This window comes from Neochlamydia sp. TUME1 (assembly GCF_000813645.1).
Classification (GTDB): domain Bacteria; phylum Chlamydiota; class Chlamydiia; order Chlamydiales; family Parachlamydiaceae; genus Neochlamydia.
Genome location: NZ_JRXI01000136.1, coordinates 78,791 through 92,866, shown reverse-complemented (window position 1 = coordinate 92,866; position 14,076 = coordinate 78,791). Strand labels below are relative to the sequence as shown.

Below are 14,076 nucleotides of genomic sequence, written 5' to 3'. Positions count from 1 at the left end.
CTAGTTAAAATTTTTTTCCCCATCATAGGGGCAAGCCTAAAAAAAATACAGAAAATCTCTTGAAAGCTTTTTATATAGCCTTTGTATCTCATTGTTAAAGCATTATCTTGTAGATTTTTTTCACATCTTGGCGCTTTCAAATGAAGGCGCAGAATATAGAATTTTTTTTGTAAATTCTACTATAGTTTTTTGCTAGGGGTAGGCAAATCCCCAATCGCCAGAAGGCTAGGGAAGTAAATAAAAAAAAAGTCTAGGCATTTTTATAGATTAAATAAAGCTTGGCGTGGGCTTGTTCAGTAAAAGGAACGAGAATAATCATTCTTGCTCACTCATGTAACGTAAGGGCAAGGTAGCTTGTAGAGGGCTACTTAAACTTTAGAACCAGGAAATAAAAATTTAAGAGAACCTGTTCTAGGGCATTGAAGCTAACAAATAAACAAAAAAAATAAAAGGTGTTTGCTAAAAATCTTCCATTCCTGTAGCATATCAAACTTGATTATCGCGCTAAACAGTAATTGTACTGGGGTGTCGCCAAGCGGTAAGGCAGCGGTTTTTGGTACCGCCATGCGGAGGTTCGAATCCTTCCACCCCAAATCTAGTAAGTAGATAAATAGGTTAAATGATACCCACCGCCCCTAACTTTGTAGTCTTTGCCGGTACTTCTCATCCTGAACTATCCAAAGAAGTAGCAAAAGACTTAAAAGTTAAGCTAGGTAAGATTAGCATTCAACGTTTTCCTGACCAGGAAATTTTTCTGGAGGTTTTGGAAGATGTTAGCAATAAAGATGTGTATGTCATCCAATCATTAGCTTTTGCGCCCAATGAGTATTTAATGGAGCTTTTGATTATGGTAGACGCGCTGAAAAGAGCTTCAGCACGCCGCATCACAGCCGTTATTCCTTATTATGGGTATTGCCGGCAAGATCGTCAAGATAAGCCGCAGGTGCCTATTACTGCTAAGCTTGTTGCCGATCTTTTGCAAAAAGCGGGTGTTGCTTGCATAATTGCTGCAGATTTGCATGCAGGTCAAGTCCAGGGGTTTTTTGATATCCCTGTGATCAACCTCCAGTGCATGCCTCTCTTAGCAAAAGTTTTCAGGAAGTTTGAGACTGATAAGCTAGTCGTTGTGACACCCGATGTAGGTAGCATCAAATTAGGGCGTGATTATGCTAATCATCTAAATGTTGGGTTTGCTGTTGTTAATAAACAAAGACTTAAAGCTGGTGAAGTGGAAGCTTTACAAGTGATAGGTGATGTTAAAGGAAAAGATGTACTTCTCGCTGATGATATGTGCTCCACAGGAGAAACATTAACATCAGCTGCGAAAGCGTGCCGAGAGAAGGGTGCTAAAAGAATTTGGGCGTCTATGACGCATGGTTTGTTTGTAGGGGAAGCTCTACCGCTTATCAACCAAAGTTGCATTGAAGCACTGATAACGACAAATACTGTCCCCTTCAAGGGTCTTGCAGAAAAAACCACAAAAAATGTGCATGTTGCCTCTGCAGCGCCTCTCTTTGCTCGAGCTATACTAAATCTCGCTACTTAAGAAGACATCCATAAAAGTTAATCAATATTTAAAAAGAGTATGCTTTTGAATTTAATACTCTTATTCTATCGGAGGCTACATGAAGCTAAACGTTACTAAAAGAACTGCAGGAAAGAAGAGTAGCTCCAAGCAACTTCGCCGCGCAGGTCAAGTTCCTGCTATTATTTATAAGCGTGGAAATGAACAAGCAGACAATATAGCGCTGAACATCAGCGAGTTTAATGCTCTCGGTCGACAAGTTCAGCCAGGACGGCTATCAACAAATGTTTTTACTTTGGTAGATGAAAACGGTCAAGAACGACGCGCATTGCTCAAAGAGATCCAATATCATGTAACCAGATATGATGTACTTCATCTGGATTTTGAAGAATTGGTAGACGATGTACAGGTCAATGTAAAAGTGCCTATTGAGTGCACAGGTGTAGTGGATTGCGTAGGTATTAAATTAGGCGGCGTCTTACGTCAAGTCATTCGCTACTTAAAAGTACGCTGCTTGCCCAAAGATATACCCTCTGCTTTTGTTTTAGATATAAAGAATATGAATCAGCGAGAAACTCGTCGTTTGGCCGATTTGAATATCCCTGAAAGCATTAGACCTTTGGCTGATCTTAACGAAGTAGCAGTAGCTATAGTTAAACGTTAATAAGCCTTAACAGATAGGGATAGTAAGTCATCCAACATGCATCGCCTCTTTGTAGGACTAGGGAATCCAGGTAAAAAATATGAGCTGACCCGGCACAATATTGGATTTATGGTTTTACAAGAGTTGGCTTTAAACCTGGGAGTGCAATTTAAAGAAAAGCCCCAGGTGCAGGGGTGGATAGCTAAAACTGCTTGGAAGGAAACGACAATACATCTATTGATGCCCACCACTTATATGAATGGAAGTGGTCAAGCAGTGCGTCGATATATGGATTATGTGAAGTTAGTACCAGATAACCTTGTTGTCATTGTGGATGATGTGGCATTACCGTATGGGCACATGCGCCTAAGGACAGAAGGGGGAGCTGGCGGACACAATGGCTTAAAAAGCATAGAAGCTTATCTAGGTACGCAACGGTATGCTAGGTTAAGGATGGGGATAGGGTACCATGGAATGGGTAGCCTAGCTGACTATGTGCTGGATAATTTCACCCCTGAAGAGCAAAAAGTTCTTCCCACTTATGTCAAGCAAGCTGTTGATGTGCTTAAGCAGCTAGTGAATGAAAGCATCACTGAGGTGATGAAAACAGTTAATAAACAGCCTCAATAGAGGCTTGGAAGACCTAAATTTATACTGGTCAGGAGAAAACAATGAGTCAAAAACCTAAGAACCTTTACGAAGGAATGTATATCATCAGCGCTACCTTAAGTGATGATGCCCGTCACAAAGCGCTCGATAGAATTCAAAAAGGAATTACAGAGCGTGAAGGGTCAATTTTAAAAATTCACGATCAAGGTCGCCGCCGGTTGGCCTATGAAATTGATGGACATCGTGAAGGGCACTATTTCGTGATTTATTTTGAAGTAATTCCAGCAGCTATTTCCGAGCTTTGGCAGGAATATCATCTTAACGAAGATCTCGTTCGCTTTATCACACTCCAAGCGGATAAAGTTATGGAAAAAATTGAATTTAAACCTTTATTGGAAGAAAGCGCATAAGGAGCACAGATTATGAGAAATATGGGTCAAAGGTACTCTGAGCCAGGCGATTTTCGTTCGAAGAAACGTAAACGTTGTCCATTTATAGCTGCTGGTGTTAAACATATCGACTATAAAGATATTAATACTCTCTCTCGCTTTATTACCGAAAGAGGTAAAATACTGCCAAGGCGCATTACAGGCGTTTCTGCATATTATCAGAAACATCTGACAAACGCGATTAAAAGAGCCCGTCACATGGCCCTGTTGCCTTTTGTGGCAGAAGTTTAAAATTGAGGAGAACTAAATATGGCAAATAAATTGCTGTTGCTCAAGGACATCGAAACGCTGGGGCGTAGTGGAGATATTGTTGGGGTTAAACCAGGCTACGCACGTAATTTCCTACTGCCTCAAGGAATGGCAGTTGTTGCAGATAAGAAGGCTTTGCGTATGCAAGCTCGTCTGCAGGAGGAACGTCAGAAAAAAGCGGCTCTTGATCGCCAAGAATCCGATGAGCTTGCTGCTAAGCTGGAAGGCCAAAATATTACCACCATCGTTAAGGTAGATCATGAAGGACATATGTATGGTTCTGTAAGTACTGGAGATATCGCTGAGCTTTTAGAACAGCAGATGTCCATTACTTTGGACAAACGTACCCTTCAACTCAAGCATGCCATTAAGGTAATAGGCGTGCATAAAATTAGCGTAAAACTTAAAGAAGGCGTTCAAGCTTCCTTTAGTTTAACCATTGAACCTGAAGGTAAAGCTGTTCTTCCTAAGGAAGAAAGCGTTACAAAGTCCAAGTAAAATTTAAGGTCTCTTGTAAGCTGTTTTTACAAGAGACTTTTTGCTCTATTAAATATCTACTTTAAAATAGCAATAAGCCTTAAAACATTACTCCTATGCTCACTCTTTTAGCGCCAGCTAAAATTAATCTTTTTTTAGGGGTTCTAAACCGTCGCTCAGATGGATACCATAATCTGGCTTCCCTTATCCAAACTATTAGCCTGCATGATACCCTTCATTTCGCTCTAGGAAGCCAAGATGTGCTCATGTGTGAACATCCTAGCCTTCCTAAGGATTCTTCCAATTTAATTACAGCAGCTACACATCTTTTTAGAAAAAAAACGGGCTTAAATTTTGGTTTAAAGGTTGTTCTAGAAAAAAATATTCCTATGCAGTCAGGACTAGGAGGCGGTAGTAGCAATGCCGCAACCACCCTATGGGCTCTTAACCAATTACATGGATTTCCTGTTCCTCTAGAGCAGCTAATAGAATGGTCGAGTGAAATAGGATCAGATGTTCCCTTTTTTCTATCTCAAGGAACAGCTTACTGTACAGGAAGGGGTGAAGTCGTTCGTTGCTTAAATCCTTTACCTATTCAGCGCTTGTGGATAGCCAAACCTTATGAGGGGCTATCTACTCCTCTTGTATTTAAGCAACTCGATTTAACTAAAATATCTTCCTACGATCCCGAATTAGCACTACAAAGCTTTTTTTCTAATCAGCCTTTTTATTTTAACGATTTAGAAGAGCCTGCTTTTGAATTAAAACCTTATTTGAAAACAGTTAAAGAAGAGCTGCTAAAAAGTGGATATGAGACCGTCTCAATGACTGGCAGCGGAACAGCTTTTTATTGTTTGGGCCGTGTGGCTCCTCCCATCATTCCTCAAGTTATCTTTTATCCTGCAACTTTCATCAATCGTCCAGCAGAGAGATGGTATCCTTTTGATTCTGCGCGCGATTAAATGCTATTTAAAGCTATTGATAGAAGGCGGGTCCCTTGGGTCTTTAATTAAATGAGTGAGGGTGTTTCAATCTATTCCTAGCTTTGCTAATATTTGCCTATTTGAATTTTAAGAAAATAATTAAATTCTATCCTTATAAAAGGTCCACTAAAGAGGTAGGGAAGGAGTAAATTTAGCTTGGACAGAGAGAACCATTTGGGTAAAATTTTTAATCCTTTAAGTAAGATTTCTTATGAAAGCATTTAGTGATCAGTACATTATCATAACAGGAGGAGCTGGATTTATTGGCTCGGGCGTAGTGCGCTATTTAAATGATCGAGGAATCTCTAATTTGATTCTCGTAGATGATCTAGGGGCCTCTGAGAAATGGAAAAATTTAGTGGGTAAATGTTTTATAGACATTTTAGATAAAAGTCAGTTGTTAACATGGATGGTAGGACGCGAAGATGCCATTAAAGCTTTTATTCACTTAGGGGCCTGCAGTAGCACCTTGGAAAGAAATGCCAGCTATCTTTTGGAAAATAATTACCGTTATAGTGTTAAGCTAGCTGAATATGCATTCACCCATGGCCAACGCTTTATCTATGCTTCTTCGGCTGCAACTTATGGGGATGGCACGCAAGGATTCTTAGATAATGAGAATCAATTAGAGAGCCTGCAACCGCTTAATATGTATGGTTATTCTAAGCATCTTTTTGATTTATGGTTAAAAAATCAAAGAGTTTTGAATAAAGTGGTAGGTCTAAAGTATTTTAATGTTTTTGGACCCAATGAAAATCACAAAGGCCAGATGGCTTCAGCCATTGTGCGCATGTTGCCCGCAGCCCAACATGAAAATGTCGTCCGGCTTTTCAAATCTTCTGAACCAAGTAAATATCCTGATGGAGGGCAAAAACGTGATTTTGTCTACATTAAAGATGTAGCTCGCATGACTTGCGCTTTTCTTTTTAACAAAGTCAATGGAATTTATAATATCGGTTCAGGAAATGCTAGTACTTGGAATGATTTAGCTTCTTCTGTTTTTAAAGCTATTCATAAACCTGTTAAGATAGATTATGTAAATATGCCTGATGAGCTGATAGGTAAATACCAAAATTATACATGTGCTGATATGACTAAAACCCGCCATGCTCTTCAGGAGCAGGCCACTTCCCTGCCTTTAGAGGCTGCTGTGGAAGATTACATCTGTAACTACTTAATTCCCGGTAAAACATGGTAAGGCTGACAGGTCCTTTTAGCAGGCTAGGGGTGTGTAAAGTCCTGGTAGCCGGTGATCTCATGTTAGATACTTATACGATAGGAAAGGCCCTGCGTATTTCTCCTGAAGCTCCTGTAGCTATTATCCATGTGCAGCACGAAGAAAATCGCCCCGGGGGAGCAGGAAATGTCATGCTCAACCTGATATCTTTAGGGGCGGAGGTAGTAGCTGTTGGCCGGGTTGGTAATGATGTTTATGGGCAAGCTTTAAAAGAGCTGCTTTCCCAGGAGAAAATCGATGTCAAAGGGATTGTTACGCAATCGAGCTACTTTACCCCTGTTAAAAATCGTATCATTGCTGAAAATCAGCAAGTGGTGCGCGTGGACCATGAAAAGTTCATGAATTTGGAAGAGCAGCTGGAGCAACAAATTATTGATCATCTACCGGTTCTTTTTCAAGAGGTTCAGGTGGTGGCCTTATCGGATTATGGAAAAGGATTTTTAACTAACACTTTACTTAACGCTATCATTGAATATGCCAAGCGGCTGGGTATACCAGTGATCACCGACCCTAAAGGAAGGGATTTTACTAAATATATAGGCACGACCATGATTAAGCCCAATCTAACCGAGGCCTATTCTGCTGCAAATTTATCCTTAGCCACTGCTCTTGAAACAGTTGCTGAGAAGATTCTCCATCAAGTAGAAGCAGAGGTGCTCCTCATTACTCGCTCTGAGGCAGGAATTTCCATTTTTGAGAGAAAAGGAGAGCGCCAAGATTTCCCTGTGCGCGTGCATGAAGTCAAAGATGTGACGGGTGCAGGTGATACCGTTTTAGCTATGTTGGCCTATGCGATTGGAAACAAGCTTGCCTTAGCGGAAGCCGCTCAATTAGCGAACGTAGCAGCTGGAATTGCTATCGAACATTTAGGATGTGCGCGCGTGACCCTCAAGCAGCTAGCTAGCCGTCTGCTAAAATATGATGGAGAAAATAAGGTGTTCGATGAAGAACATATCTTTGCATTACAGCAAGCTCTAAAAGGGCAAAAAATCACGATTATCAATGTCTCTGGAGTGGAGGGCTTAACTTCTACTATCTTCCAGGCGATTAGGAAGATTGCTCAGCAGGATCATCTGAAGTTGCTTGTCTATATTCGTGATGAAAAGCCTTCAGAGGACTTTATCCATATTTTAGCTTCTTTACAAGAAGTAGAATTTATTATTCTAGCCACAAGCAGCTTAGATAACTTTTGCCAACTGCTTAAGCCGCAAGAACTCCATTTGATTGAGAATGTATATGTGGGTTAAACAGAAAATAATCTGCCCCTTACCCTATTTTATAGCCAGGATATCTTTCTTACCATCTATCTGGCATTTCAAAGCCTATTGCTCATAACACCATAGCCATAGGCAAATAATCTAAGCTAACCCATGAAGAGTCTTGATTTTTTAAGAGAGCTTGATCTGCCTAGGCTTCAAATTTAGTCCAAGTTAAGTAATTTTGCCGTTTAGCTGAATTTCATTATGAATAACACAGGCACTCCACCCTGGTGACAAGGAAGACTTTAATAGAATTTATACTCATTAAGCTACTCCCATTGATGCAGGGTTTTTACTATCGTTCATGATAGGCTTTAGAAAAACTTAAGTCCGTATATCTAACTCTCTGAAAGTTACCTCTCTACTTAATGAGAGGAATTTTATAAAGTAAGGGATTACATAAGAAGTAGCTTGAAAGCGTATAATTTAAGAAACAAAATTTATTTGTTTATCCTAATTCTCTAATTTCTTATTTGCTTGCTAGAGAAAAATTTATGGAGTAAAATCGTTATCAACCCTTGTTCTTAATATATTATTCATGCCACTCTTCACTAAAGAAAGCCTTGAAAATCTCCGTCAAAGAATAGATATTGTCGATGTCTTGAATGCCCACCTTGATCTTAAGCGTGCCGGGGCCGCCTATAAAGGGCTATGTCCTTTTCACGATGAAAAAACACCTTCCTTTATGATTCAGCGGGGAGATACCCATTATCATTGCTTTGGATGTGGAGCGCATGGCGACGCCATTCAGTTCTTAATGGCGCATCTTAAAATGAGTTTTTCTGAAGCCGTTGAAAGCTTAGCAGAGCGTTTTCATGTGCCTTTAGAAATTATGGAGGAGGCCGAATCTAATAAAGGTCCTAGTAAGACTCTCTTAAAAGAAGCCCTTGAGCAGGCTTGTCATTTTTATCATTTCTATCTTCTTCATACTCCGGAAGGCCATGAAGTGTTACATTATTTATATAAAAGGGGACTGGACCTTGATTTTATTAGACGTTTTCAGATTGGGTTAGCTCCCAAAGTTCCTGGCCATTTTCGCCAAGTTATGCATGCAAAGTTTATCAAGGATGAGATTTTACGCACGGTAGGATTGATAGCAGAGGGTAAGGAAGGCCGTTGGCGTGATTTTTTTTCGGATAGAATTACTTTTCCTATTCGCGATGCGACAGGAGCAGTGATTGGATTTTCTGCCCGAAAATATAAGGAGCAAACTTTTGGAGGTAAATATATTAATACCCCTGAAACTAGCCTTTTTAAAAAATCTCGCGTTCTTTTTGGATTAAATTATTGTCGTAGACGTCTTGCTAAAGAAGGGCGAGTAATTATTGTAGAAGGCCAAATTGATGCATTGCGCCTGATCCAAGAAGGCTTTAACTTTACAGTTGCAGGGCAAGGTACCGCTTTTGGAGAGGGACATGCCAAAGAACTATTGATGCTAGGCATAAATTTAGTTTACTTAGCGCTGGATGGAGATAGTGCAGGACAAGAGGCGAGTGTAAAAATCGGAGATCTTTTCCAGCGCGAAGGGGTAGAAGTCCGAATTGCTCAGATGCCTAAAGGATTAGATCCCGATGTTTTTTTAAGGGAAAAAGGGCCTGAAGCTTTTTTGAAGCTACTGGAAACAAGTTCAGATTATCTAGATTTTCTTGTTAAGCATTACTCCCAACAGTATGATTTACGTTCACCTGCTGCCAAGCATCAGTGTATCGAGAGAATTGCCAAGCAGATTCGTCAATGGGATCAACCTGTATTAGTGCAAGAAAGCTTACGTAAGTTAGCTCATTTGATGCAAGTTCCTGAAAATACACTCTTGCTTGAACAAATTCATACACCTAATTTGTATATTAAAAAAGCAGCAAATATTGGATTACAAACTATTGATCCAGATCGTATTTTAGAAATGGACTTGCTGCGTTGGCTGCTTATGATGCCAGAAGAGCGCACTCGTCTTTTAAAACTTGCCCATGAGAATCTAAAACCCTCAGATTTTCGTGTACCTATCTGTCAAAAAATGTATTTAGCCTTGTTGGATGCATGCCAAAAGAATGAATTTATTGATGTCATTTCTCTTGTTTTAAAAACAGATGATTTGGAAAGCCAATTGATAATCTCTGATCTGCTTGAAAAGAAAATTAATAAGGAGAAAGCCGAATCTAATTTTGTGGAAACTCTGCAAAAGATTTTAACGCGAAATTGGATGGGTACTTGTGAACTTATTAAAATGAAAATTCAGAGTGGCCAATGTACGGATGATGAAGTTTTGGAATTAGTCAAAGAATATAATACTCTTAGAAAAAGCCTTCCTAAAGTGAATGTTTCTTTTTAAAAATGTCTTTTTTTGAGGAAACCTAGAGTAGGATAAAAGCTTTAAAAAATTAAACCTGTTTTAATAGGGCTTGCTGTATGCATTCTTCTACCTCTATCCTCACTACAGCCCATCTGCCTAATGAAGTTCTCATGAATATCTTAACGCGAGCTATAGGATAGCCAAGTGTAAAAAGGTAACTTAAGCTGGGAATAAATCTTAAACTATTTGTTTAGAGAGTTTTTTTGTTTTCTAAAAAAACCAAGAGATCTAAAGAAATGGTTCCTAGATCTCTCGGATTTTAGCTACCTATTATCTATCATCCATGAGTACCTATTACCAGGTAACTGTTACGCCTCCAGCAAGGTTCCAGGCAGAAAAACGATCCCACACCTCGCCAGAAAACTCAACATAGCCTTGCCAGCAGTTATAAAAGGTTTTAGCAATATTAACGGAACCTTCAAAACCACTAGTTTTTTGGTGAACGCCTTTGATTCTAAATTGTGAGCCTAGGTTTTTAAAATGGGCTTGAAAACGTTCTTGTAACAAGTTAAAGCGATATTTCCAGGCTGCATCGGCATTTAAATGAAGCTCCCACCAAGGAAGATTAGTGCTTAAGTGTGTTCCTAAATAACCTACAGAGGCACTGATGTTTTTGCCGCGCACATGTAAGTTGAGTGATTGAGCACCATGTTCGCTGAGAGCATGACGACGGTAAGAAGCATGTTCTAGCCGTGCAAAAGGTTGTACATAGAAGTTTTCGTAACCTAAATTTAAGCCAAGTTCTGTAAAAGAGGTCCATTCGCTGACTCTAGCTTTTCCTTTAGCTTTTCTAGTAAGGTTACCCACATCAATAGAGCGTTTGACTCTTACACAGTCGGCACCAAGAATGGTTCCCGAAAAAGAATAGAAGTGGGGATTATTCCACATGTAATAAATAGCTCCTTGCCAATTATTACCTTTACCATGCCCATTTTGCTTAAAATGAATATGGTCTTTTTCATAAGAACCGGCAATACCAACAGTTAACCACGAGTTTAAAAAATTAAGATTCAATGGCTTTTGAGCACCAAAGGTAATATTGAAATTATCCATTCTATAGCCTTTAGCTCCATGAGAGTTGCGTAGACGGCTCTGCCCTCCCCCTACAGCTCCCCACGCTCTATATTCATCACAGTTTTCCCCACAATGTAAGCCTAAGCTATCATTGATGATAGGCTGGTACATCCTACGAATAAATGTTTGGGAAGCTGTTTGATTGGGCTGGATTAAATTAGCATATTGCTCGCCAGACAAATCATTGAGAGCTTCTCTTTGTTCCTTAGAAGAAAGAGCAGAGAGGTTATCAATTACCAGTGCTTCATCGGCAGATACTATACTAGTAGAGCTCCATTGCTGAGCAACATGTCTCTCATTGTAGGTAGAAGTAGAAAATGAGGCACTCATCAAATTGCCCAAAGGACAAATTAAAGTACAACTACTCAAGCAAAGTGTTAAAAGGGTTTTTAAATTATTTTTCATACGCATGTCCTATGCTGGTTGATAATGGAAAAACTCACTGATAGATTTTTCTTAAATTTATCTCAAGAAAAAATTGATAAAGAGGGGGATGGGGCTTGATTTGCTTTATTTGCTTTCTTAGCTTTAAGATTAGCGTGAAGTGCTATTTTCTTAATAAATAATTTAAGGAAGAAAACGATTTTTATCCTGTTCTTTTGGAATCAAGCAGCTATTTTGCAAGAAAAAACGTTGGCGATTTTGGGCTATTAATCGATACACCCAGTTATATAAAAAAGAAGGAAGAAAGGAAATCCAGCCAATAAGCCTCCATCTTCCCCCTAATAACCACAAAACTTGCAAAGCAGCTTGCCCCAATGAATAAACTTCTTTTTGAGAGGAAGTGTAATTTTTAAGAAGAATTAAAGAATTTGCTGTTTGAACCTTTCTAGGCAGAGTTCCTAGCAGCTTTTTTGCCGTTAAGCCTTGTAAAGGTGCAAAGAGGAGTTGCTGCTTGGTATCATGTTTTATAAGAAAATATACAACATGGCTGCAGAGGCCACAGGTGCCATCATAAAAAATTAAATGTTTATCCATGTTGTTTTTTACATCCATCGATTAAGAAAGACAAAATAAAGCTCTAGGAGCTAGCTACCAAAACTCTACGAGCTAAGTTATCTAGGTATAATTTTAATATTAATAAATGTGTTTCATGAGGAAAAATTATCAAGTAAAAATATTAATCATGTTTGCAGTGATCGGGCCTTCAAGCATCTGCTTGGTAATTAGCGCGCCTACAAGCAGCAAGTTCGCTAGGAGGTTAAAATCCTAAACATGCTCACGATAATGTGAAGCTTAAGAAAGGAGTGTTTTTCATAATATCTTTAACTCCCTCTTTAAAGTCCTGATCTTTGAGCCTTTCTTTAAGGAATACCCTAAAGCCTAGCCTGTATTCAACAGGATAATCCGAATGGTTATTCTTTTGCGCTTTCTTCAGAAAAGAATTTAAGTTGCTGTCTCTGGATGGAAAATTGCAAAAAATAGGAAAACTTTTTAATTAATCCTATCCGCATAAGCAATAAGCTAGCCATATTCATGGAGGCCCTCTTAACTGGCTTTTATCCTTAGGGAGTTTTGAGCAAATAAGCCTCTTCAAATGCTTTTCCCACAATCGATTGGGCTTCATTTAATATTTGCTCTAGATGCTCTTGACCTCGAAAGCTTTCTCCATAAATCTTGTAAATGTCTTCTGTTCCTGAAGGGCGAGCAGCAAACCACCCGTTTTCGGTGATAACCTTTACTCCTCCTATGGCAGCATTGTTTCCTGCGGCATGAGTAAAGATACCCTGGATAGCTTCGCCTGCTATTTCCTTTGCTTGTATCTGCAAGGCAGAAAAGTTTTTTAATATTTGTCTTTGCTTAAGGCTGGCAGGTGCTTCTACTCTATCATAAGCAGGGTTGCCAAATTCTCGGGTTAAATCCTGATAAATTTCGCCTGGGTCTTTGCCTTGTTGGGCTGTCATTTCAGCAGCTAATAAGGACAGGATAATCCCATCTTTATCCGTCGTCCAAGTTTTACCATCTAAACGAGCAAAAGAAGCGCCAGCACTTTCTTCGCCGCAAAAGCTTAAAGATTCATTAAGAAGCCCATCGACAAACCATTTAAACCCTACGGGTACCTCATAAATTTTTCGATTTAATTGAGTGGCCACACGATCAATCATTTGGCTGCTGACGAGCGTTTTGCCTATTGCCGTCTCGGGACTCCATAAAGGCCGATGTTGAAAAAGATAAAAGATGGCGGCAGAGAGGTAATGATTAGGGGGAAGTAAGCCTGAACTTTTAGTGACAATGCCATGTCTATCGTGATCTGTATCACAGGCAAAAGCAATATCAAAGCGATTTTTTAGAGTGATTAGCCCTTGCATAGCGTAGGCTGAAGAAGGATCCATACGAATTTGACCGTCCCAGTCTAGAGTCATAAATTGGAAGGTTGGATCAATAGCTTTGTTGACTAGGGTAAGGTTTAGCTTGTAACGTTCCGCTATAGGTTCCCAATAATGAATTCCCGCTCCACCTAGCGGATCTACTCCCAATTTTATTTGGGATTTTTGAATAATCTCCATATTGATTACATTCTTAAGATCGCTAACGTAGGCTTCAAGATAGTTATAGCGCTTAGTGGTAGACAAGTTTAAGGCTTTTTCATAGGGAATTCTTTTAAGGTCTCTTAGCTCATGGCGCATTAGCTCATTGGCTTTTGTTTCAATCCATTGGGTAATATGAAGGTCAGCGGGTCCTCCGCTAGGGGGATTATATTTGATGCCACCTTGACTAGGGGGATTATGGGAAGGGGTAATGACGATACCATCGGCTAAATTTTTGGTGCGATGGCGATTATAAGACACTATAGCATGGGAGATAACGGGCGTAGGTGTATACTCTTCTCCTTCGGCTAACAAAATTTCTATTCCGTTGGCTGCTAATACTTCTATAGCACTCATTAAAGCTGGCTTAGAAAGCGCATGCGTATCCATACCCAGAAATAAAGGGCCATCAATCCCTTGTTGTTTACGATATTGGCAAATCGCTTGGCTAATAGCTAGGATATGATGTTCATTGAAGCTTTTTTGTAATGCAGAACCACGGTGGCCCGATGTTCCAAAAGCTACCTGTTGAGCTGTGTCTAGGGGATCGGGCTTTTCAGCGTAATAAGCTGTGATAAGTTGGGGTATATTTACAAGTTTATCAGAAGGACTGATTTTTCCGGCTAGTGGGCTGACTCTCATTATTTCCTCTTCATATTGTATGATAGCATGTTAGCTTAAAGTTATATTAGGCCC

At 39.6% G+C, this 14,076-nt stretch carries 13 protein-coding genes and 1 tRNA gene; 11 read left to right on the top strand and 3 right to left on the bottom strand.

The window, feature by feature from the left end; all coding sequences use genetic code 11:
* Positions 1–521: 521 nt before the first annotated feature.
* The 11 genes from DB41_RS06845 (at position 522) to dnaG (ending at position 9,757) form a co-directional block, all read left to right on the top strand.
* Positions 522–593: transfer RNA gene (locus tag DB41_RS06845), tRNA-Gln, on the top strand.
* A gap of 26 nt (positions 594–619) precedes the next feature.
* Positions 620–1,546 carry a ribose-phosphate pyrophosphokinase gene (locus DB41_RS06840; protein WP_039385777.1) on the top strand — a complete coding sequence of 309 codons (927 nt, stop codon included), beginning with the start codon at positions 620–622 and terminating at the stop codon, positions 1,544–1,546.
* 79 nt (positions 1,547–1,625) lie between these two features.
* Positions 1,626–2,189 (top strand): 50S ribosomal protein L25/general stress protein Ctc, encoded by a 564-nt coding sequence (locus tag DB41_RS06835; RefSeq protein WP_039385775.1) that lies wholly within the window; start codon positions 1,626–1,628, stop codon positions 2,187–2,189.
* Positions 2,190–2,225: 36 nt separating this feature from the next.
* Positions 2,226–2,798: an aminoacyl-tRNA hydrolase gene (gene pth / locus DB41_RS06830; RefSeq protein WP_039385773.1), complete on the top strand. Its 573-nt coding sequence runs from the start codon at positions 2,226–2,228 to the stop codon at positions 2,796–2,798.
* A gap of 41 nt (positions 2,799–2,839) precedes the next feature.
* Positions 2,840–3,187 (top strand): 30S ribosomal protein S6, encoded by a 348-nt coding sequence (gene rpsF / locus DB41_RS06825; RefSeq protein WP_039385771.1) that lies wholly within the window; start codon positions 2,840–2,842, stop codon positions 3,185–3,187.
* A gap of 21 nt (positions 3,188–3,208) precedes the next feature.
* Entirely contained in the window at positions 3,209–3,457 is a 249-nt protein-coding gene (gene rpsR / locus DB41_RS06820) for a 30S ribosomal protein S18 (RefSeq protein WP_155117602.1), read from the top strand.
* Between the two features lie 18 nt (positions 3,458–3,475).
* Positions 3,476–3,973, top strand: coding sequence for a 50S ribosomal protein L9 (gene rplI, locus DB41_RS06815; RefSeq protein ID WP_039385768.1), 498 nt, complete (start codon positions 3,476–3,478; stop codon positions 3,971–3,973).
* A 95-nt stretch (positions 3,974–4,068) separates the two neighbouring features.
* Positions 4,069–4,914, top strand: a complete 846-nt coding sequence (gene ispE / locus DB41_RS06810; protein ID WP_052243979.1) for a 4-(cytidine 5'-diphospho)-2-C-methyl-D-erythritol kinase — start codon at positions 4,069–4,071, stop codon at positions 4,912–4,914.
* Between the two features lie 232 nt (positions 4,915–5,146).
* On the top strand, positions 5,147–6,133 hold the full coding sequence (rfaD, locus tag DB41_RS06805; RefSeq protein ID WP_039385766.1) for an ADP-glyceromanno-heptose 6-epimerase: 987 nt from the start codon (positions 5,147–5,149) through the stop codon (positions 6,131–6,133).
* A gap of 29 nt (positions 6,134–6,162) precedes the next feature.
* On the top strand, positions 6,163–7,419 hold the full coding sequence (locus tag DB41_RS06800; protein WP_238578455.1) for a bifunctional heptose 7-phosphate kinase/heptose 1-phosphate adenyltransferase: 1,257 nt from the start codon (positions 6,163–6,165) through the stop codon (positions 7,417–7,419).
* A 550-nt stretch (positions 7,420–7,969) separates the two neighbouring features.
* The gene (gene dnaG / locus DB41_RS06795) at positions 7,970–9,757 is read left to right on the top strand and encodes a DNA primase (RefSeq protein ID WP_039385763.1); all 1,788 of its coding nucleotides are present in this window, start codon (positions 7,970–7,972) and stop codon (positions 9,755–9,757) included.
* 315 nt (positions 9,758–10,072) lie between these two features.
* Here the strand turns inward: dnaG and DB41_RS06790 are convergent, their stop codons facing one another.
* The 3 genes from DB41_RS06790 to pgm form a co-directional block, all read right to left on the bottom strand.
* Entirely contained in the window at positions 10,073–11,257 is a 1,185-nt protein-coding gene (locus tag DB41_RS06790) for an autotransporter domain-containing protein (protein WP_039385762.1), read from the bottom strand.
* Positions 11,258–11,419: 162 nt separating this feature from the next.
* Positions 11,420–11,830 (bottom strand): thiol-disulfide oxidoreductase DCC family protein, encoded by a 411-nt coding sequence (locus DB41_RS06785; RefSeq protein ID WP_039385760.1) that lies wholly within the window; start codon positions 11,828–11,830, stop codon positions 11,420–11,422.
* Positions 11,831–12,357: 527 nt separating this feature from the next.
* A complete protein-coding gene (gene pgm / locus DB41_RS06780) occupies positions 12,358–14,022 on the bottom strand; it encodes a phosphoglucomutase (alpha-D-glucose-1,6-bisphosphate-dependent) (RefSeq protein ID WP_039385759.1) in 1,665 nt (554 codons plus the stop codon).
* Between the last annotated feature and the right edge of the window lie 54 nt (positions 14,023–14,076).